General features: G+C 69.3%; 15 protein-coding genes. 6 read left to right on the top strand and 9 right to left on the bottom strand.

Going from position 1 to position 18,060, the window contains the following annotated elements; genetic code table 11:
• Window positions 1–18: 18 nt before the first annotated feature.
• Window positions 19–1,374: an MFS transporter gene (locus tag DY023_RS10880; RefSeq protein WP_116242368.1), complete on the bottom strand. Its 1,356-nt coding sequence runs from the start codon at window positions 1,372–1,374 to the stop codon at window positions 19–21.
• A 142-nt stretch (window positions 1,375–1,516) separates the two neighbouring features.
• On the opposite strand from DY023_RS10880, the gene DY023_RS10875 reads away from it, so the two are divergent.
• On the top strand, window positions 1,517–2,239 hold the full coding sequence (locus tag DY023_RS10875) for a helix-turn-helix transcriptional regulator (RefSeq protein WP_116242367.1): 723 nt from the start codon (window positions 1,517–1,519) through the stop codon (window positions 2,237–2,239).
• A 5-nt stretch (window positions 2,240–2,244) separates the two neighbouring features.
• Complete coding sequence (locus DY023_RS10870) at window positions 2,245–2,643, top strand: rhodanese-like domain-containing protein (RefSeq protein ID WP_181905814.1); 399 nt, start codon at window positions 2,245–2,247, stop codon at window positions 2,641–2,643.
• A 61-nt stretch (window positions 2,644–2,704) separates the two neighbouring features.
• Here the strand turns inward: DY023_RS10870 and DY023_RS10865 are convergent, their stop codons facing one another.
• From DY023_RS10865 to DY023_RS10850, 4 genes are all read right to left on the bottom strand, one after another.
• Complete coding sequence (locus DY023_RS10865; protein WP_116242365.1) at window positions 2,705–3,616, bottom strand: glycine betaine ABC transporter substrate-binding protein; 912 nt, start codon at window positions 3,614–3,616, stop codon at window positions 2,705–2,707.
• Between the two features lie 55 nt (window positions 3,617–3,671).
• Window positions 3,672–4,637, bottom strand: a complete 966-nt coding sequence (locus DY023_RS10860; RefSeq protein ID WP_116242364.1) for an ABC transporter permease — start codon at window positions 4,635–4,637, stop codon at window positions 3,672–3,674.
• Window positions 4,637–5,983 carry a quaternary amine ABC transporter ATP-binding protein gene (locus DY023_RS10855; RefSeq protein ID WP_116242363.1) on the bottom strand — a complete coding sequence of 449 codons (1,347 nt, stop codon included), beginning with the start codon at window positions 5,981–5,983 and terminating at the stop codon, window positions 4,637–4,639. Before DY023_RS10855 ends, DY023_RS10860 begins: the two co-directional genes overlap by 1 nt.
• A gap of 278 nt (window positions 5,984–6,261) precedes the next feature.
• Window positions 6,262–7,551 carry a class I SAM-dependent methyltransferase gene (locus DY023_RS10850; RefSeq protein WP_116242362.1) on the bottom strand — a complete coding sequence of 430 codons (1,290 nt, stop codon included), beginning with the start codon at window positions 7,549–7,551 and terminating at the stop codon, window positions 6,262–6,264.
• A 255-nt stretch (window positions 7,552–7,806) separates the two neighbouring features.
• On the opposite strand from DY023_RS10850, the gene DY023_RS10845 reads away from it, so the two are divergent.
• Window positions 7,807–9,891 (top strand): DUF5107 domain-containing protein, encoded by a 2,085-nt coding sequence (locus tag DY023_RS10845; RefSeq protein WP_116242361.1) that lies wholly within the window; start codon window positions 7,807–7,809, stop codon window positions 9,889–9,891.
• A gap of 206 nt (window positions 9,892–10,097) precedes the next feature.
• Here DY023_RS10845 and DY023_RS10840 read toward each other — a convergent pair whose 3' ends face one another.
• Window positions 10,098–10,673 (bottom strand): winged helix-turn-helix domain-containing protein, encoded by a 576-nt coding sequence (locus DY023_RS10840; RefSeq protein WP_116242360.1) that lies wholly within the window; start codon window positions 10,671–10,673, stop codon window positions 10,098–10,100.
• Window positions 10,674–10,746: 73 nt separating this feature from the next.
• On the opposite strand from DY023_RS10840, the gene DY023_RS10835 reads away from it, so the two are divergent.
• A complete protein-coding gene (locus DY023_RS10835; protein ID WP_116242359.1) occupies window positions 10,747–12,078 on the top strand; it encodes an MFS transporter in 1,332 nt (443 codons plus the stop codon).
• A gap of 97 nt (window positions 12,079–12,175) precedes the next feature.
• Here the strand turns inward: DY023_RS10835 and DY023_RS10830 are convergent, their stop codons facing one another.
• Window positions 12,176–12,487, bottom strand: coding sequence for an ArsR/SmtB family transcription factor (locus DY023_RS10830; protein WP_181905813.1), 312 nt, complete (start codon window positions 12,485–12,487; stop codon window positions 12,176–12,178).
• A 16-nt stretch (window positions 12,488–12,503) separates the two neighbouring features.
• On the opposite strand from DY023_RS10830, the gene DY023_RS10825 reads away from it, so the two are divergent.
• Entirely contained in the window at window positions 12,504–12,983 is a 480-nt protein-coding gene (locus DY023_RS10825; protein WP_116242358.1) for an SRPBCC family protein, read from the top strand.
• A 91-nt stretch (window positions 12,984–13,074) separates the two neighbouring features.
• Here DY023_RS10825 and DY023_RS10820 read toward each other — a convergent pair whose 3' ends face one another.
• A complete protein-coding gene (locus DY023_RS10820) occupies window positions 13,075–13,932 on the bottom strand; it encodes a TolB-like translocation protein (RefSeq protein WP_116242357.1) in 858 nt (285 codons plus the stop codon).
• A 131-nt stretch (window positions 13,933–14,063) separates the two neighbouring features.
• Between DY023_RS10820 and DY023_RS10815 the strand changes: the two genes are divergently transcribed.
• Window positions 14,064–16,508: a polysaccharide lyase 8 family protein gene (locus tag DY023_RS10815; RefSeq protein ID WP_116242356.1), complete on the top strand. Its 2,445-nt coding sequence runs from the start codon at window positions 14,064–14,066 to the stop codon at window positions 16,506–16,508.
• 280 nt (window positions 16,509–16,788) lie between these two features.
• On the opposite strand, the gene DY023_RS10810 is transcribed toward DY023_RS10815, so the two are convergent.
• On the bottom strand, window positions 16,789–18,012 hold the full coding sequence (locus DY023_RS10810) for an NAD(P)/FAD-dependent oxidoreductase (RefSeq protein ID WP_116242355.1): 1,224 nt from the start codon (window positions 18,010–18,012) through the stop codon (window positions 16,789–16,791).
• Window positions 18,013–18,060 lie beyond the last annotated feature (48 nt).

Below are 18,060 nucleotides of genomic sequence, written 5' to 3'. Positions count from 1 at the left end.
GTCGCAGCATCCGCTCGCTCAGACCGTGGTCTTCACCGCGCTCGTTGCGGCGAGTTCGTGCAGGCGGCCTGCGCCCTCGACGTCGGGGATGATCGAGGCCTTCAGGGTCGCGATCACGCCGACGATCGAGATGACGGCGGCGTAGACGACGACCGGCCAGAACGAACCGCCGGCCCACGCGACCAGCGCGGTGCAGATGAACGGGGCGAGGCCGCCGCCGAGGGTGTTCGAGATCTGGTACCCGATGTTCACGCCGGTCGTGCGCGCCTCGGCGTCGAACATCTCCGCGAGCATCGTCGCGAGGGTCGCCTGCATCGCGACGCCGAACACCACGAAGCCGAGGATCTGACCGAGCCAGATCAGCCACATGTTGCCGGTGCTGAACAGCGCGAACGCGGGGTAGACCATGGCGGCGAAGCCGAGGCATCCGATGATGTACACGGTGCGGCGGCCGATGCGGTCCGAGATGTGGCCCCACAGGGGCGCGACGACGATCTGCAGCAGACCGACGATCATCGTGCCGGCGAAGCCCATCCAAGCGGGCAGGTGCTTGTTCGACACCATGAAACCCAGGCCGTAGGTGAGGACGACGTAGCCGGCGATCGACTGCGGAAGGCCGATCAGGATGCCCATGATCGCGTTCTTCGGGTGCCGGAAGGCCTCGACGAGCGGGTTGGCCTTCTTGCCGGCGGCCTCGATCTGCAGCGCCTGGGTCGCGGTGAACTCCTCGGACTCCTCGAGCTGGCGGCGCAGCAGCACCGCGGCGATGGCGAGCACGATCGAGAACACGAACGGGATGCGCCAGCCCCACTGCAGGAACCACGACTCGGGCGCGAGCCCCAGCCCCGCCATCAGACCGCCGGAGACGACGTTCGCGACGCCGGCGCCGCTGATCAGGAAGGCGCCGTACAGGCCCTTCTTGCCGATGGGCGCGGCCTCGACGACCATGGTCGCGGCACCGCCCATCTCACCGCCGACGAAGAACCCCTGGAAGAGCCGGCACAGCAGCAGCAGCAGCGGTGCCGCGATGCCGATCACCTGGTCGGAGGGGATGAGTCCGATGCCGGTCGTGGCGATACCCATGCCGACCACAGTGGTCATCAGTACGACCTTGCGGCCGACGCGGTCACCGACGATGCCCCAGATGACACCACCGACCGGGCGGAGGAAGAATCCGACCGCGAAAGTCGCGAACGACGCCAGCTGCGCGATCACCGGGTCGTTCGACGAGAAGAACACGGCGGGGAACACCGCAGCCGACGCCAGACCGTACAGGTAGTAGTCGTAGTACTCGATCAGCGTGCCGATGGCACCACCGGCGACCGTCTTGCGCTGATGGGGCGTCAGCCCGCCCTTCTGTGCGACTGTGGACATGGGAGCCTCCTTGCTCGGGAACACGGGAGAGAGTTCGGGTGAAGCGGATCCTGCCCTCGACCTGGAGGGCTGTGCTGGCTAAACTAGCCCGACATAGACAATCTGTCCAGTAGGAAGATTTTTTGTAAAGCTGAGGTGGACGATGGTGACACAGGCGACGATGGACGCGACGGCGAGCGCACTGGCGGATGCTGCCGAGCGCCAGACCTACGAGAACGCCGAGGAGGTGCTGCGGCTCTACCGTCCCGTGATGCGAGCCCTCGCCACCGCCGCAGGGCCCTCGGTCGAGGTCGTCCTGCACAACCTCGACGGCGCCGACGTCGACCTCGGCCACACGATCATGGCCATCGAGAACGGGCACGTGACCGGGCGTTCCGTCGGCGGTCCGTCGACCTCGCTGGGCCTCGACGTCATGAAGGACCGGCAGAAGGACCACGACGCCTTCGGGTACCGCGGAACCACGAGCGACGGCCGCGAACTGCGCTGCTCGTCGGTGTACTTCCGCAATGCGGCGGGCGACATCATCGCCTCGTTCTGCATCAACGTCGACCTCAGCCCGATCCAGCAGGCCAGGAACATGCTCGAGGCGCTGCTGCCCGCGGCGACCAGCGGCGATGCCGGCCCCCGCGAGCACTTCGGCACCGATCTGGTGTCGGTGATGGATGCGATGATCACCGAGGCGATCGCCGAGATCGGCCGCCCGGTCGAGCAGATGTCGCGCGACGACAAGATCACCGTGCTCGAACGCCTCGACCAGCGCGGCGCGACGCAGATGCGCAAGTCCACCGAGTCGATCGCCAAGCGGCTGGGCATCTCGCGGGTGACCGCCTACGCGTACCTCGACGAGGCGCGCACGCGGGCATGACCGGGATGGATGACAGCATCGCCGCCCGGCTCGCGCACGTCGACGCACGCCTCGCCTACGAGATCGACGTGGTCGCCGCCGCAGGGGCGGTGGCGCGGGGCGAGGCCGTGCTCGTCGACACCCGCCGGCAGGAGTCGTGGGATCACGGCCACATCGCGGGGGCGCTGCACCTGGTGGCACTGGGGATCGAAGGCCTGCCCCGCGACCGCACGCTGATCGTGTACGGCTGGGGTCCCGGATGCAACGGCGCGACCGCGACGGCCCGCGTCCTGCTCGCGGCGGGGCTGGACACCCGCGAGCTGTTCGGCGGGTACGAGTACTGGGCGCGCAACGGATTCCCGACCGAGGCGGACGGCGTCATCACCCGCCGGGAACCCGATCCTCTCGTCACGGCCGAGTACTGACGCACCGGCGCCCCGACCCGCACGAAGCGGACCGGGGCGCCGGTGAAGAGGCGGGAGGGGGTCAGCCCTTGACGACCCAGTCGAACTGGTCGCCGTTCTCCTTCAGCCAGGCATCCACTGCCTCGGCCTCCTTGCCCTTGCCGTACTCGTTCACGACCATGTCCTCGAGCGAGCCATACTGGTCGTCATCGAGCTTGATCTTGCCGGCCAGCTCGGCCGCCTCGGGGAACTCCTCGGCGAAGCCCTTGTGACCCATGAAGTTCAGGGTCTCGGGAGTGCCCATGGCGCCCTTCGGGTCCTCGAGCGTCTTGACGTCGTAGGCGGTGTTCGCCCAGAACGGCTTCCACAGCGTGACGACGACGTCCTTCTTGCTGTCGATCGCCTCGCCGAGCACGGTCAGCATGGCCGCCGTCGACGAGGTCTCGAGGGTGTACTCGCCGTCGAGGCCGTACTCCGGGATCATCTTGTCCTGCGTGACGCCGGTGAGGCCGGCGCCCGGCTCGATGCCGATGATCTTGCCGTCGAACATGTCGGCATTGCCCTTGAGCTCGTCGATCGAGTCGATCTTCGTGTACGTGGGCACCGCGATGGTCAGCACGGCGTTCTCGTAGTAGGCGCCGAGGTCCTCGAGGTCGTCGCCGTACTTCTTCATGTACTCGGCGTGCGTGACCTCGGGCCAGGCCGAGGTGTACATGTCGACGTCGCCCTGCGCCAGGCCGGCGTAGAGCGGCCCCGCCTCGGTGAGCGTGGTCATCTCGACGTCGTAGCCGAGCTTCTCGTACTGGTCCTGCAACAGGTAGGCCATGCTGAGGCCGTCGGTCCAGGACGGGATGTAGCCGAGGGTGATGGTGCCCTTGGCGCCGTCGCCGGAGCCGCCGGCATCCGAGTCGCCGGAGTTGCCGGCACAGCCCGCGAGGGCGAGTGCTGCGGTGACTCCGAGAGCGGCGACGGCTGTGATGCGTCCGTACTTCATGATGTGGGTCCTTCCGTATGTTTCTTCTGCTGTGTTCCGTATGGGTTCGGGTGGATCAGATCGCCGACGTGCGGCGCGCTTTCTCGCGCTCGGCCGCCTCGTGGACGCGTGCGGCCTCGGCCGCGGCATCCGCGCGCTGGGCCCGCTGCGCCGCGCGGCGGCGCGCGAGGGTTCCGAGCAGGGAGGAGGGGTACTCGCCGGGCGTGCCCAGCGCGGCGGTGACGCGGTCGAGGTAGACCGCGATCAGCACGACGCCCAGGCCGGCCTCGACACCCAGCGGGATGTCGACGGTCGAGATGGCCTGCACGACGTCCTTGCCGAGACCGTTGGCCCCGGCCATTCCGGCGATGACGGCCATCGACAGGGCCAGCATGATGACCTGGTTGACGCCGGCCATGATCGTCGGCATCGCGAGCGGAAGCTGGATGCCGCGCAGGATCTGCCCCTTCGTCGCGCCGAAGGCGTGCCCGGCCTCGACCGTCTCGGAGTCGACGCCGCGGATGCCCAGCTCGGTGAGCCGAACTCCCGGCGGAAGCGAGAAGATCACGGTGGCGACGAGACCCGGCACGACGCCGATGCTGAAGAACACGATCGCCGGGATCAGGTACACCATGGCGGGCATGGTCTGCATGAAGTCGAGCACGGGCTTCAGCACCGCACGGACTGCCGAGCTTCGCGCCGACCAGATGCCGAGCGGGATCGCGATGGCGATTGCGACGATCGTCGACACCAGCACCAGGGCGAGGGTCTGCATCGCAGACTCCCAGGCGCCCATGCCGACGATCAGCACGAACGAGATGATGGTGCCCACGGCGAGCTGCCACGAGCGCACCAGCCAAGCGATCAGGGCGAAGATCAGGATCATGATCGGCACCGGCGTGTTCACCAGGATGTCGGTCAGGCCGTCGACCAGGAAGCGGACGACGAAGGCGATCGCATCGAGCAGGCCCTCGAGGTTGTCCTTGACCCAGTCGATGACGTTCTCGACCCAGTCGCCGATCGGAATGCGGAAACCGTCCATCAGAGCACCTCCCCCTTCTGGGTCGCTGAGCCCGTCGAAGCGTCGAAGAAGGCGGCACCGCCGCCCACGACCGGAGTGCCGACGGTGTCGGCGGGTTCGCCGAGCACCTCGTTGATGATCGCCTGCGGCATCGGCTGCAGCGGCAGGGTGAGCTCCTCGGTCGCGGTGGTGCCGGGGCCCAGGGCGGCGAGCAGCGTGATGCGCGGGATCACGCCGACCAGGCGCCCCTCGGCATCGGTGACCGCCAGCGGCAGCACCGACTCGACCGCGGGCACGAACAGGTCCATCAGCACGGAGTCCTCGTTCACGCTCTGCGGCGCGGGCTTCAGCACCGTCCGGAGGTCATTCGACCCCTTGCGCACCAGCTTCACGGCATCCCGGTCGGTGACGATGCCGAGCAGCGTGCGGTCGCGACCGACGACGTACGTCGCCGACATGTAGGCGTCGCGCATCTGGCGCAGCGCGGTGCGGGGTCCTGCGGTCTCGGAGATCACCGGGCGCGGGCGCTCCATGACGTTCGCGGCGGTGAGCACGCGGGCGCGGTCGACGTCCTGCACGAACTGCTCGACGTAGTCGTTCGCCGGGTCGGTGAGGATGTCCTCCGGAGTGCCGATCTGCACGATGCGACCGTCGCGCATGACCGCGATCCGGTCGCCGAGGAACATCGCCTCGTTCAGGTCGTGCGTGATGAAGACGATGGTCTTCTGCAACTTGGCCTGCAGGTCGACCAGCTGCTCCTGCATCTCACGGCGGATCAGCGGATCCAGGGCGCTGAACGCCTCGTCCATGAGCAGGATGTCGGTGTCGGCGGCGAGCGCACGGGCGATGCCGACGCGCTGCTGCATGCCTCCGGAGAGCTCGCCGGGCAGCTTGTCGCCCCAGCCGCCGAGACCCACCAGGGCGAGGATCTCTTCGGCCTTCTGCAGGCGCTCGGCCTTCCCGACGCCGCGCAGCTCGAGCGGGTACGCGACGTTCGCGGCCACCGTGCGGTGCGGCAGCAGCGCGAAGTGCTGGAACACCATCGAGACGCGCTCGCGCCGGATCTCGCGCAGTCGGGCGGGCGAGGCGGTGGCGATGTCGTCGTCGCCGATGATCACCTCGCCGTCGGTGATGTCGTGCAGGCCGTTGAGCATGCGGATGAGTGTGGACTTGCCCGATCCGGACAGTCCCATGATGACGAAGATCTCGCCTCTGTTGACCGTGAAGCTCGCGTCGATGACGGCTGCCGTTCCGGCATCCTTCACATCGTCGCGGGTCTCCCCGGCCTTCAGCCGTTTGACGGCCTGGTTCGGATTCTTTCCGAACACCTTGTACAGATGGCGCGCTTCAAGAGCGGTTTCAGACACGCTTCCCCCGTGGCTCACCTCGGGTGGGATGAGCCCACTTCGGTTACGCCCGGGTGGTGATCACAAGGCCGTTCGACTGCGTCGTGCTGGCGGCACTGGCACCGGATTTCGGATCCGGGCAGAGATCACCGACCATACGCCCGCATCTCACACCAGTAATAAGCACAAAGTTCGAAGAAAGACGCGGTCGCGGACTGGTCTTCGGGCCGTCAGGCCCGCATTCCAACGTAACGAGTGGCTGATCGGGTGGCAAATTCTGTCACCCGATCGTGACCTGGTCAACGCCTTTTCGACACTGTGACCGTGAATTTCGGGGTGCGTTCGACCTGCTCCGTGGGGCCGACTTCGCGCTGCAGGGCGCGGTGGTGATCGAGGTGCGAATTGAACACGGTCCACACTTCGCCGCCGGGCTTCGTGAGGCGAGCGGCAGCCTGGATCAAGCGGCGGCCGGCGGCCTCGTCGACGGCGTTCCCGAGGTGGAACGGCGGGTTGAGCAGCACGAGGTCCGCGGTGTTGTCGGGCAGCTCGGAGCCGGCGTCGTCGAGGGTGACCTCGACGTTCGCGATGCCGTTCGCGGCCCTGGTCGCGCGCGCCGAGCGGACGGCCGCAGCCGAGCGATCAGTCGCGATCACACGGGATGCCGGATGAGCCAGCGCATAGGCCGCGGCGAGCGCCCCGGTGCCGCAGCCGAGGTCGATGACGACCGGGCGCTCGGCGATGTCCGGCATGACGTCCAGCAGGACTCTCGTGCCGATGTCGATGCGGTCACCGGCGAACGCCCCGCCGTAGGCGCAGAGGGTGAGCTCCGTCGCCGGCGAGCTCCCGACTTTCGCGCGAGATCCCGGCGAGACTTCGACTTCTGCGTGAGTCCCATGTTCAGCACGAGGGTTTCGTGCGGAATTCGAGGTCTCGCGGCCGAGGGCATGACGCGTCGAGACCGGGAACGGCGGCGGGCCGTCGGGACGGCGAAGGGTGCGCGCGACGAGCAGGCGCGACTTCCGTTCGGCGCGCTGCGGCTGCACGTCGGCGAAGTGCCGTGCGAGCACGTCGTTCTGGCCGAGGGTCATGTGCTTGACCCTCCCGCCGGCGATCAGCATCGCATCGGGCTCCGCCCAGCGGGCGATCGCATCGGCGATCTCGTCCAGCTCGGCGAGCGACTTCGGCAGCTGCAGCAGCACGAGCCGGATGCCGGTGAGCAGCGTTTCGTCGAGTTCGTGCTCCGTGAACGCCGGATTGCGCCGACCGTCCACGCCGTCACCGCCACGGTGCGGCGCGATGCTCCGCCCGGCATCCGTTCCGTCTGCCATTCCCAGCGCGGCGGCGTTGCGCGCCAGCGCACGCCGTCCGGTCACGAGGTCCTGGTGCACCCGGATGCCGCGGATCCCGGCATCCGCGAGGGCGAGAGTGATCGCACCGTACTCGTCGCCGATGACGGCGATCTCGTCGCCCGGGATGCCGGAGGCGAGGGCGTCGCGCACGAGCAGTTCGTCGGTGGCGTCCCAGGCCTGCAGGTTCGGCGCCTCGACGTCGGGCGCGCGGCGCAGCCGGGTGAAGTCGAACTCGGGCACCCGCCCAGCGTAGCCGCGCCCTCCCTCACCTTCCCCTTGCTCCGGTCTCACTCGTTGCGGGTGCCCCACCCCGAACACCCGCAACCATCGAGACCGGAGCACGGGAAACAGCGCTCCGGGTGCGTCGCTTCGGGACGACCGATCCCTCCCACAGTTCCGGTTCCACTCGTTGCGGGTGTGCACCTTGAGCACCCACAACCGCTGAGACCGGAGCACGGGAACAGCGCTCGACCGGGATGCCGGATACTTGAGCGCATGGCCGCCTCGCTGACGATCGCCCAGCACACTCTGCCCACTGCTCCGGTCGGGGCGGTGAACCCGCTTCCCGCTGTGGCCGCCATGCCGCAGGCGCCGTATGAAGCGTCCATCGACGGGCTGCCGGAGCGGATCGCCCGCGGCATCCGGTACGGACAGGTGACGAGCATCCACCCGTACCTGCTGCAGGACTCGTACGGCCGCGAGCGATCCGACGAGCCGATGCGGCTCGCGGTGCTCGAGAACGAGCACCTACGCGCGGAGTTCGCGCTCGACCTCGGCGGCAGGCTGATCGGCCTGCTCGACAAGGCCACCGGCCGCGACCTCGTGTACCGCAACGAGATGCTGCAGCCCGCGAACCTCGCGCTGCGCAACGCCTGGTTCTCAGGCGGCGCGGAGTGGAACATCGGCATGCGCGGGCATTGGCCGCTGACCTGCGACCCGATGTATGCCGCAATCGTGATGGGGCCGGGCGGCGAGCCCGTGCTGCGGATGTGGGAGTACGAGCGCGTGCGCGGGCTGATCGTGCAGATCGACGCGACCCTGGACTCGGATGCACCGGCGCTGCACGTGCGTGTTCGGGTGCGCAATCCGAAGGATGCCGAGACCGGAATGTACTGGTGGACCAACATCGCCGTCGCCCAGACATCGGGCAGCCGGGTGTTCGCTCCGGCGACGATCGCCTACAAGACCGACTACGACGGGTCTCTCACCGCCGTGGATTTCACAGAGACGGATGCCTCCCGCCCCGCATCGGCACCAGCCGCGGCCGACTACTTCTTCGACGTCCCCGAGGGCGAGACGCCGTGGATCGCTGCCCTGGACGCCGGTGGCGCCGGGCTCGCGCACATCTCGACCGCTCCGCTGACCGGGCGCAAGCTGTTCGTGTGGGGCGATACCACCGGCGGCCGGCGCTGGTGCGACTGGCTGGGCGGCGCGTCCGGGGAGTACTTCGAGATCCAGGCCGGCCTCGCGACCACGCAGTACGAGCACCTGCCGATGCCCGGCGGGGCGACGTGGGGGTGGACCGAGACGTTCCTGCCGCTGCAGGTCGACGCCGGGTTCCAGGACGAATGGGCGGAGGCGACCGCGGCCGTCGGCCGGGCTGTGCGCTCGGCGTACGGGACGCTCGGATCGGCCGGTCTCGACCGTCTCTCGGCGGTGGCCGATGCTGAGCCCGGCGAGCTGCTCTCATCAGGATCGCCGTGGGGCGCGCTCGAGCAGGAGCTGTCCGCTTGGGCCGGCGAGGCATTCGCCGGGCTGCCCGGGGTGCGGTTCTCGCGCGAGGGTGCGGAAGGCGCCTATTGGGCGGACCTGCTCGATGCGGCCTCGGAAGTCACGGATGAGACGGAGGTCGCGCGGCGCGCCGGCGAGGAACATGCCGGCGCCAACCCCGATGATCCGTCGAGGCCGACCGACGCACCGACGCCCGGTGCCGATCCTGCGTCGGGCACCACAGACGAAACGGATGCCACACGGCGCGCCGGCGAGGAACACGCCGAGGTGGGAACGGATGATCCGTCGACTCCGCCGGCCTCGTATGTCGCCGGTGCCACCTGGGACCGGCTGCTTCAGGTATCCGCTCCGTCATGGCTGACCTCGTACCATCGCGCGGTGATCGCGCACGCGGCGGGCGAGCTCGACCGCGCGCTATCCCTGTACGCGGAGTCCGACGCGCAGCATCCGACGGCCTGGGCCGCGCGCGGTGCCGCTCAGGCACTGCTCGCTCGAGGCGACGACCCGTTCGACGCATTCGAGCGGGCGTACGGGCTGGCGCCCGGCAGCATCCCGCTCGCTCTCGAGTTCGGTGCCGCACTGCTGGCAGCGGGGCGGAGTGAGCGCCTGGGCGCGCTGCTCGCAGACCTGCCGCCTGAGGTCACTGCACGCGGGCGCTTCCGTGTGCTCGCCGTGCAGGCCGCGCTGGCATCCGGCGAGCGTGCCGAGGCGGGGCGCATCCTCGAGGCCGGCTTCGAAGTGCCGGACCTGCGCGAGGGCGAGTTGAGCATGTCCGCGCTGTGGCGCGAGGCGTTCCCGGGACGACCGGTTCCCGCGCTCTACGACTTCGAGATGGCGCCGGATGCGTGAGACGGTGCGCACCCCGTCTCCGCGGTGAAGGGCGTCCTTCGTCTCGTCGCTGGCGCTCCTCGCTCAGGAGCCGGAACGCACACCCCCGGATCCTGAGCGAGCGAAGCGAGACGAAGGACCGGACCCTGAGCGAGCGAAGCGCGACGAAGGGGCGGACCCTGAGCGAGCGAAGCGCGACGAAGGGCGACGAGTCCCGGGGTGGGCGATCAGATCGTCTCGTCTGCCGCGACGATATCGAGCTGCCAGGCCCGGCCGTCCGGGTCGGAGCGGTCGTGCGCCTCTTCGGCAGCACGGATCTCCTGCGACAGCCGCTCGGCGAGCGCGGTGAACTCCGACTGCGTGAGGCGCAGGTTGTTGACCATGAGCGTGCCGTGCTGACCGTGCTCCTCGTCGGAAAGGGTCGCGACGGCATGCGCGACCACGCGCTGCGTCAGTGCGGCGTGGTCCTCAGCGAGAGCGGCGACGACGGCGTTGCCGAGCGCGATGTCCTCGTCGCTGACCGCCGCGCCGATGTTGAGGGACTCCTTGATGGGCGTCCACACCCGATCGCGACCGTCGCGCGCCTGCTCCGGAGCTTCGACGATCAGTCCGGCATCCGCCATCACCCGCAGATGGAAGCTGATCTTGTTCGCGGGCTGACCGAGTTCCTCGGCGATGTCGGCGGCGCGCAGGAACTCCTTCTTCGCGAAGACCCGCATCATGTCGCGACGCAGCGGGTTGGCGAACACCTTGAGCATCGCCGTCGTCATGGTCCGCGACGTGCGTTCCTCCTGCTCGGTCATGCCCGCAGTCTACTCAGAGAAAATTGCGCGATTCTACTTGCGCAAGTTTGTTTGCGGGTCTAGATTCATCGACATGACCTCCCTCTGGCGCAATCTGCAGTACGTCTCGTGGCTCGTCAGCGACACGAGCAAGGGACTCGCCGCCACGCTCTTCCGGTTCGCCGTCCCGCTGATCGCACTGTTCGTCACGGACGACCCCGCGCAGGCCGGCATCATCGGCGGCGTCGGCGTGGCAGTGAGCGTCTCGCTCACGATGTTCGGCGGCGTGCTCGCCGACCGGCACCGCCGCATCACGCTGATGGTCCTCGGCGCGTCGATCGGCGTCGCGCTGTCCATCGCCTTCACGCTGCTCGCGCTCGGCGACTCGCTGACGTTCGGCACCCTGCTCGCCCTTCAGGTGCTCCTCGCCGCCCGCGCCGGCCTGTTCGACCCCTCCGGCGAAGCGGCATTGAAAGACCTCGTCGCGGCCGACACGATGGGCCGCGCGCAGGCCGCGAACCAGGCCCGGGATGCTGCGCTGCAGCTCGCCGGAGGCCCGATCGGCGGCGCCCTGCTCGTCGTCGGCGGCTGGCTGGTCGGCGCGGTCATGGCCGTGTGCCAACTGGTCTCGACGATCGCCGCCGCTCTCATCCCGCGGCTGCGCGCGGCAGAGAAGGCGGATACCGCGACCGACACCGACGAGGTCGAGAGTTCCGCGGCCGCGGAGCCTGCTGCTGCAGCATCCGCCGGCGGCCCCAAGCCCAACGCGCTCCGCGAGATCCGCGAAGGGTTCACCTGGCTGTTCTCCCGCCCCGATCTGCGCGGCGTGCTGCTGATCACCACAGTCATCAACCTCGGCATCAACACCGTGATGACGACGATCGTCTACTCGCTGCAGCAGGACGGCCAGTCGCCCACGACGATCGGCTGGTTCAGCGCCGGTTTGGGAGTGATGATGCTCGCCGGTGCGCTGATGGCGACGCCGGTGGTGAGCCGGATCGGCGCCGGCAAGCTGATGATCGCGGGCCTGGTGCTGCTGACGATCGGCGCCGCGGCGACCATCCTCATCCGTGACCCGTGGGGAATCGTGCTGGTCATGGCCTTGCCGAGCCTGCTGCTCGCACCGCTGAACGCCGGTCTCGGGGGCTACTTCATGGTCGCGACACCGTCGGAGGTGATAGGTCGTGCCGCCAGCGCCTCCGCCGTGTTCGGCATGGGCGCGATGCCGCTGGCCCCGCTGATCGCCGGCTTCGGACTGTCCTACCTCGGGCGAGCCGGCACGATCACCATCGGCGTCGTGCTGTGCGTGATCGCCGCCGCCATGGCGCTGACGAACCGCCCGCTGCGCTCCCTGCCGGCCGAGGCCGGCTGGACCGCGCACGCCGCGCAGTTCACGAATGCCGGCGCCCCGGCATCCGTCCGCTGACCGGTCCGTCACACCTGCAGGCACGATTCACGGCCGTGGACCCGGATGCAGCGGATCCGCCTGCATCCGTGGCATCCGCCTGCAGATGCAACCGACGTCAGCCCAGCTCGTCGAGCAGTTCCACCGCCGCGCGCGCGTACTCGCCGATCCACCGGTCGTGGATGCGCTTGATCGGCAGCGGGGCGAGGATGAGCCGCCGCTCGCGGCCGCGCTTCTCTCCGATGACGAGGTCCGCGCGCTCGAGCACCCTCAGGTGCTGCAGCACGGTCGTGCGGTCGAGCTCCGGGAAGCAGGCGCACAGCTCGCCAGTGGTCCGTGGCGACTCCCGCAGCCGATCCAGCATCCGCCGCCTGACCGGAGCGGCGAGTGCCTTGAAGACGAGATCGTCACTGTCGGAATCGGATGACACGTTGTAATCTTATAACATGTCTGAGAACGAAACACCCCTGAACGCTCTCTCGTTCACCGTGTCGGGCCGCATCGCGAGACCCGCCGCCGAGGTGTGCGAGGCGGTGGCCGATCCCGCGCAGCTGTCGCGGTACTTCACCACTGGCGGCGCCCGCGGCCGCCTCGAGGCCGGCGCCGATGTCACGTGGGACTTCGCCGACTTCCCCGGCCGGTTTCCCGTCGAGGTCGTCGAGTCGGTGCCGCACGAGCGGATCGTCATCGAATGGGCCGCCGCACCCGGCTCGAACCCCAGTGGGCGCACCCGCACCACGTTCGCGTTCGCGCCGATCGACAACGGCGCGCGCACGCTCGTCACGATCACCGAGGAGTCGTGGAGCGCGACGGATGCCGGCGCCAAGAGCGCCTTCGGCAACTGCGAGGGCTGGACCGGCATGCTCGCGGCGCTGAAGGCGTGGATCGAGCACGGCATCAACCTGCGCGACGGCTTCTACGCCTGAGGCGCGGGACGGCTCTCCCCGGGTTCCGGTCTCACTGGATGCGGGTGCGCTCGACGGCGCCCGCATCCAGTGAGACCGGAGCAGCCCAGACTCAGCCCTTCGGATACGTGACATACGCGAACGAGCGCGAGTCCGGCGCCCAGCTGTTCACGTTGATCGTCCCCTGCCCGCCGAGCAGCGGAATGCGGGCGAGCGGTGCGCTCCAGCGCGCGGTGTCGACGACGACGAGCGACACCGGCAGGTCGGCCGGGTGCCCCTCCGTGCCGGCGGGGTACTCGAGGTAGACCGCGCGTCGGCCGTCGGGCGAGAGGTGCGGGAACCAGTCCACGGTGCCGCTGCGGTGCACGCGCTCGACTTCGCCGCGCGCGATGCGCGCGAGCTGCGCGTGCCCCCACCGCTCGGTGTTGAAGTACAGCCAGTGCCCGTCCGGCGACCACTCCGGGCCGTCGACGTGCCCCGGCCCGGTGTCGACGACGGTTACGCGGCCGCCGGATGCCGGAATCAGCGCGAGCCGCCCCGGTCCTGAACCGTCCATCCGCACGAAGGCGAGCAGCTCGCCGTCGGGCGAGATCCCGTGCAGATAGTGCCGAACGCCGTCCTCGCCTGTGATGCGCGAGACCTGGCCGCCGCCGAGCAGGCCGCGGTAGATGTGGCCGTCCTCGGCGGAGAGGTACACGGCCGGTCCCGCCGGGTCGAGGACATGGTCGTTGTTGACCGGAGGAAGCCCGGCGAAGGCGATCGGATGCGGCTCGGCACCGGTTTCAACACCGGGCCTCAGCCGCCACAGCATCCCCTCGCCGTTCAGGTACAGCGAGCCGTCCCGCCCCCAGTTGGGCGCTTCGAACAGGACCTTGTCGGATGTCGCGACAGTGCGCGACTCCGCAGCATCCAGGTCGTGGATCTTGACCTCGCAGCGCTGGCCCTCTGCAAGAACGCGGTAGTCCGGCATCCGATGCCTCCTGTCCCGAGGTCAGGATAGACCCTCCGGATCAAGTGATTGAATGTGCGTGAATTGATTTGTTGAGATCACTAACGATCACGCTTACACTGCGGGAAAGCCCATTCCCCCTCAGGAGGCCGATGATGTCCCCCCTTGAACTCCCCCGCCGCTCGTTCCTCGCCCTCCTCGGCGCAGGCGCCCTGGTCGCGGCCGGTACGCAGTCCGCCGCGGCGAGCACCGGCCACGGCCGCCTGTTCACTGCGGCGAGCGCCGACCCGCTCGCCGCGCTCATCGAACGGCGCCGCATCATGCTCGCCGGCGACGGCAGCGCGGCATCCATCCCCGCTCTCGCGGGCGTGCTGAAGGACATGAGCACGGCGGCCGCGGCCAACTGGCAGAGCATGGTTCGGCCCGCGACCGCACCCGGCATCTGGGCCGACCTGCCGCTGACCACCGTCACAGGCACGGCCCGCTCGGGCAACATGGGCGTCACCTTCGACCGGCTGTTCGGCCTCGCACTCGCACACGCCACCGCCGGAGTCGACCAGTACCGCGACGCAGCACTCGCATCCGACATCTCCGACGCCCTCGCCTGGCTGAGCGTCAACGTGTACGCACCGGGCAAGTCGCCGGTGGGCAACTGGTGGTTCTGGGAGATCGGCGTGCCGCGCAAGGCCGCCGACATCCTGGTGCTCATGTACGACGCGGTGCCTGCTGAGGTGCGCACGGCGTTGATGGCAGCCGCGCGCTACTTCACGCCGAACCCGAACTGGCGCGGTCGCGGCACGAGCTTCGCCGAGACGGGTGCGAACCGCACCGACAAGGCGCTCTCCTGCATCCTCCGCGGCGCGCTCGACGGGCGTCCCGACGAGATCGAACTGGCGCGCGACGCGCTCAGCGACACGGTCGGCGGCGGGCGGCGCAGCGTGTTCGGCTACGTGACCGGCGGCGACGGCTTCTACACCGACGGCTCGTTCGTGCAGCACACCTACCTGCCCTACGTCGGCACCTACGGCGTGGTCACGCTGGGCGGCATCGCCGAGATCTTCGGCCTGCTCGGCGGCAGCCCCTGGGACGTCACCGACCCGAACAAGTCGGTCATCCTCGACGCGGTCGAGGCGGCGTACGCCCCGTTCATCTGGAACGGCCGGATGATGGACACGGTGCGCGGCCGCGCGGTGTCGCGCCAGAAGGCACCGGACTACGTCGACGGCGCAGCGGCCCTCACCGCGATCCTGCTGCTGGCGCCCGGCGCGGGCGAGCCATACCGCACCCGCTACCTGTCGCTCGTGAAGGGCTGGCTGCAGCGCTGCGACGAGACGCTGTTCGGCCTGCCGTCGCAGACCGTCGCGAAGTCGCTGCTGGTCACCTCCGCGCTGGCGGATGCCTCGATCGAGCCGGCGCCCGCACCGGTGTACACGAAGGCGTTCGGCGACCAGGACCGCCTGGTGCACCACCGCCCGGGGTTCAGCTCGGTGGTCAACATCTCGTCGAAGCGGATCGGCCGCTACGAGTGGGGCAACAAGGAGAACAACGTCGGCTGGTACCAGGGCGACGGCCTGACGTTCTTCTACACGCCGGCCGATCCCGGCCAGTACAGTGCCAATTTCTGGCCGACGGTCGACCCGTACCGCCTGCCCGGCACGACGGTCACGGCGGAGCCGCGGGCGAACGGAGCCGCCGACGGCACCGGCATCCCGCGCGCGTACCAGGCGTTCGCCGGCGGACTCGCGCTGGACGGCCGCTGGGGCGTCCAGGGCATGGATCACCTCAATCACAACCGCTCGCTCAGCGCGCGGAAGTCGTGGTTCTTCCTCGACGACAAGGTGGTCTGCCTCGGCGCGGCGATCGCATCCACCACCACCTTCGACGTGTTCACCACGGTCGAGAACCGCTCGTTCGCGCCGGGGGCGGTGACCGCCCTGCGCACCGACAACCGCAACCGCGAGATGGCCGCCGACGGTCCGGCGGTGAAGGTGCGACGCAACGTGCACATCCCCGGTCACGGCGGATACGTGTTCCTGCAGGGCGAGAACGTGAGCGGCGACATCGACGTGCGGATCGTGCGGCGCACGGGCGACTGGCAGACCATCAACTCGGGTTCGGACACCGGCGGAGACGACGTCGCCAGGACCCGTGACTACGTCACGATCACCCACGGTCACGGCGCGACCCCGACGGCAGGCGGGTACGCGTACATGGTGCTGCCGAACGTCGAGCACTCGGTCACGTTCACCGAGTCGGACGCCCCGACCGTGGCCGTTCTGGCGAACAACGCCACCGCGCAGGTGATCGGCGTGGCCGAGCAGGGACTCACGCTGGGCAACTTCTTCGCCGCCGGCTCGGCCGCCGGGGTCACGGCGAGCGGGCCGTGCTCGGTCGCCGTGCGCACGGATGCCGGTCGCACGACAGTCGCCGTCTCCGACCCGAGCCGCACCCAGAAGACCGCCCGGATCGAGCTCGCAGGCGTGACCGGCGACGTGGTGGAGGCCGACGACGGTGTCACCGTCGTCGCGTCCTCTCCGCTGACTCTGGAGTTCGCCCTCGACGGGCACGGTCACGCGAAGCGGGTCGTGCTGGGCTGACCCTCGACTTCCTGCAGGCGGCGGACGATCCGACGGATGGCGGGGGAACGCACGGCGTTTCTCCCGCCATCCGCGAATCGATCCGCCATCCGCACGCCGATCGCCCCCGATACTTGACGGTTCTCTCCGCTCCGGCCGCCTACCGAGGCGAACCATCTGCAGATGGCGGACGGATTGACGGACGGCGGACCGGAGCCCGGCGGGTCGTCCGCCGGACGCAGATCGGTCCGCCACCTGCAAGGGACGCGGATGCCGGAAGAAGAGGGTTCCGCCGGGTCGACTACCGCAGCGGGTCGAAGGGCTTGATCGCGGGGTCGACGCGGCCGGTCACGATCTGCTCGGCGAGCAGCTTGCCGGTCACCGGGCCGAGCACGATGCCCCACATGCCGTGGCCGCCGCCGACGTACACGTTCGGAGCCTTGGTCGCGCCGACCAGCGGCAGCCCGTCGGGCGTTACGGGGCGCGAACCGACCCACTCGTCCTGGCGGTCATCGAGGTCGACGCCGGTGAACATCTCGCGCGCCTGCTCGATGATCGCCTGAATGCGGCGGTGCTGGAACGGCTCGTCGGGGCGGCGGAACTCCATGGTGCCGGCGATGCGGAACCGGCCCTGGTACGGCGTGCACGCGATGCGCTGGTACGGCAGGTACACCGGATGCTCCTGCGGCTTCTCGGTCTCGACGGTGAAGGAGTATCCGCGGCCGGCCTGCACGCGGGTGCGCACGCCGAGCTTCCGCGCGAGCTTCGGCATCCATGCGCCGGTGGCGATGACGACCGAGTCGGCCTCCATGCGCTCGCCATTGGAGAGCAGCACGACCGGCTTGCGGGTGGATGCCACGTCCATGACCTCGATGCCGGTGATCAACTGCGCACCGCGGGCGACCACGGCCGCGCCGAGCGCCTCGACGTAGGGCGCCGGCTCGAGGAAGCGCTGGCCTGCGAGGCGGTAGACGACCTTCACGGCATCCGACAGCACCGGAGCGAGCTCGGTCGGAGTGTCCAGGCGCTCCATCGGCACGTCCTGCCCGTGCCGCACGACGCCCGCGACCTCGTGCAGGAAGCCCTTGGAATGCGCCTCCTCCTTGAAGCCGATCACGAACGGACCCTCTCGGGTCCACGAGTCGACGCCGCCGGCCTGCAGCTCGTCGAATCCGGCGAGCGCGATCTTGTCGATCGGCGTGAGGTCGGCCATGGTCCTGTCCCAGGCCTTGCTCGTGCCGTGCGCGGCGAACTGGGCGAGGAAGCTCCACAGCCCGGCATCCACCCGGAACGGCACGTGCAGCGCGGCATCCGGGTCGAGCAGAGCCTTCGGCCCGTAGGTCCAGAGCGAAGGATCGGCGAGCGGGATCGTCTTGCCGGGCGTGAGCCAGCCGGCGTTCCCCCACGACGACCCTGCGGCGACGCCGACCCGGTCGATGACCGTGACCTCGACTCCGCGCTCCTGCAGGTGCCAGGCGGTGGCGAGACCCACCATGCCCGCTCCGATGACGATCGACCGCGACATTGCGTGCTCCTTCTCTCACCAGAGATTATGAGGATTACGAGGGCGCCC

The organism is Microbacterium bovistercoris, assembly GCF_003387575.1.
In the GTDB taxonomy this organism is placed as follows: Bacteria; Actinomycetota; Actinomycetes; order Actinomycetales; family Microbacteriaceae; genus Microbacterium; species Microbacterium bovistercoris.
This window is presented reverse-complemented; position numbering and strand designations above follow the sequence as displayed.

What these genes read in the sequence shown, in the direction of transcription:
- DY023_RS10820 (WP_116242357.1), bottom strand. Translation starts at nt 13,932, where the DNA reads ATGCCGGACTACCGCGTTCTTGCAGAGGGCCAGCGCTGCGAGGTCAAG.
- DY023_RS10845 (WP_116242361.1), top strand. Translation starts at nt 7,807, where the DNA reads ATGGCCGCCTCGCTGACGATCGCCCAGCACACTCTGCCCACTGCTCCG.
- DY023_RS10870 (WP_181905814.1), top strand. Translation starts at nt 2,245, where the DNA reads ATGGATGACAGCATCGCCGCCCGGCTCGCGCACGTCGACGCACGCCTC.
- DY023_RS10810 (WP_116242355.1), bottom strand. Translation starts at nt 18,012, where the DNA reads ATGTCGCGGTCGATCGTCATCGGAGCGGGCATGGTGGGTCTCGCCACC.
- DY023_RS10860 (WP_116242364.1), bottom strand. Translation starts at nt 4,637, where the DNA reads ATGGACGGTTTCCGCATTCCGATCGGCGACTGGGTCGAGAACGTCATC.
- DY023_RS10815 (WP_116242356.1), top strand. Translation starts at nt 14,064, where the DNA reads ATGATGTCCCCCCTTGAACTCCCCCGCCGCTCGTTCCTCGCCCTCCTC.
- DY023_RS10865 (WP_116242365.1), bottom strand. Translation starts at nt 3,616, where the DNA reads ATGAAGTACGGACGCATCACAGCCGTCGCCGCTCTCGGAGTCACCGCA.
- DY023_RS10835 (WP_116242359.1), top strand. Translation starts at nt 10,747, where the DNA reads ATGACCTCCCTCTGGCGCAATCTGCAGTACGTCTCGTGGCTCGTCAGC.
- DY023_RS10880 (WP_116242368.1), bottom strand. Translation starts at nt 1,374, where the DNA reads ATGTCCACAGTCGCACAGAAGGGCGGGCTGACGCCCCATCAGCGCAAG.
- DY023_RS10840 (WP_116242360.1), bottom strand. Translation starts at nt 10,673, where the DNA reads ATGACCGAGCAGGAGGAACGCACGTCGCGGACCATGACGACGGCGATG.
- DY023_RS10825 (WP_116242358.1), top strand. Translation starts at nt 12,504, where the DNA reads ATGTCTGAGAACGAAACACCCCTGAACGCTCTCTCGTTCACCGTGTCG.
- DY023_RS10875 (WP_116242367.1), top strand. Translation starts at nt 1,517, where the DNA reads ATGGTGACACAGGCGACGATGGACGCGACGGCGAGCGCACTGGCGGAT.